This window comes from Pseudoduganella sp. RAF53_2, from assembly GCF_052113985.1.
Classification (GTDB): domain Bacteria; phylum Pseudomonadota; class Gammaproteobacteria; order Burkholderiales; family Burkholderiaceae_D; genus Rugamonas.
Genome location: NZ_JBFRDW010001063.1, coordinates 1 through 1,103 on the forward strand (window position 1 = coordinate 1; position 1,103 = coordinate 1,103).

At 61.3% G+C, this 1,103-nt stretch carries 2 protein-coding genes; one reads left to right on the forward strand and one right to left on the reverse strand.

Translation table 11 applies throughout. The features are described from left to right. The first annotated feature begins 2 nt into the window (after nt 1-2). On the forward strand, nt 3-515 hold the full coding sequence (locus AB4Z11_RS32325; protein WP_442030360.1) for a UbiX family flavin prenyltransferase: 513 nt from the start codon (nt 3-5) through the stop codon (nt 513-515). 242 nt (nt 516-757) lie between these two features. Here the strand turns inward: AB4Z11_RS32325 and AB4Z11_RS32330 are convergent. Continuing rightward, on the reverse strand, nt 758-1,103 hold a 346-nt coding region (locus AB4Z11_RS32330; RefSeq protein ID WP_442030361.1), incomplete at its 5' end, for a hypothetical protein.

A 1,103-nucleotide genomic window follows, 5' to 3' on the forward strand; every position in this document is an offset into this window, starting at 1 on the left:
GGCTGCTGCAGCATCTGCGCCAGATCGATGGCGTAGAAACCCACCTGATTGTCTCCGATGCCGCGGTGCTCACACTGCACCAGGAAACGGGCATGGCGCGCCGCGAAGTCGAGGCGCTGGCCCATGTCGTCCACAAACAGGACAATATCGGCGCCAGCATCGCCAGTGGCTCTTTCCAGACCGATGGCATGGTGGTCGCGCCCTGCTCGATGAAAACCCTGGCTTCCGTGGCCCATGGGCTGTCGGACAACCTCATCGCGCGCGCTGCCGATGTCACATTGAAAGAGCGCCGCCGCCTGGTGCTGATGGTGCGCGAAACGCCCTTCAATCTGGCCCACTTGCGCAATATGACGGCCGTGACCGAGATGGGCGGCGTCATTTTCCCGCCCCTGCCAAGCTTCTACCACCAGCCAAAGTCCATCGACGAGATGGTGGACCACACCGTCGCCCGCGTGATCGACCTGTTTGGCATCCGCCACGATCTGGCGCCACGCTGGAACGGGCTGAAACCCTGAAGCCATGCGCCTTTCCCGGCGCCGGGAATGAGCTCGCAGATAAAGTGGTATTGTCGCTCGCCGCGGCTGCGGACGTGCGCAAGGGCGCACCGGAAGGGTTTTCCGGGCCCTGAGGAGGGTGCACAGCGGCACTGCACGGGCTTGAAAAACTGCTCTGACCACTGATCCGGATAAGTGGAACCCGGATCGCGTTTCGATGGCTTTCGCCAACGCTCCAATCGTGCCGGAGCGGTCGGCAAATGTTACTTTTGGTAGTTTACGCGGACAAGCATCCGAATAAATTCGCGCGCAATCTGACGGTGATGCTCATCCAGGCGTTGCAAATCGGCGATCAGCTTGACGTCTGCCGACTCGAAGCGGTTGCCGTTCGCACCGTTCGTTTCACCGTTATGGTGAGCTGCTTCGGGGCCGCCAAAACGCAGCCATTCGGCAGGAACGCCGAGCCACTGCGCAATCATGCGCAGCTTCTCCTGGGTGGGAATCGCCTCTCCTACCAGCCATTTCCGGGCGGCGTGGACGGTAATCGGCCTCCCCTCGAAACGGATGTTAAACTCCCTTGCCAACCTGGTAGGGCTATCAGGGGAGTAG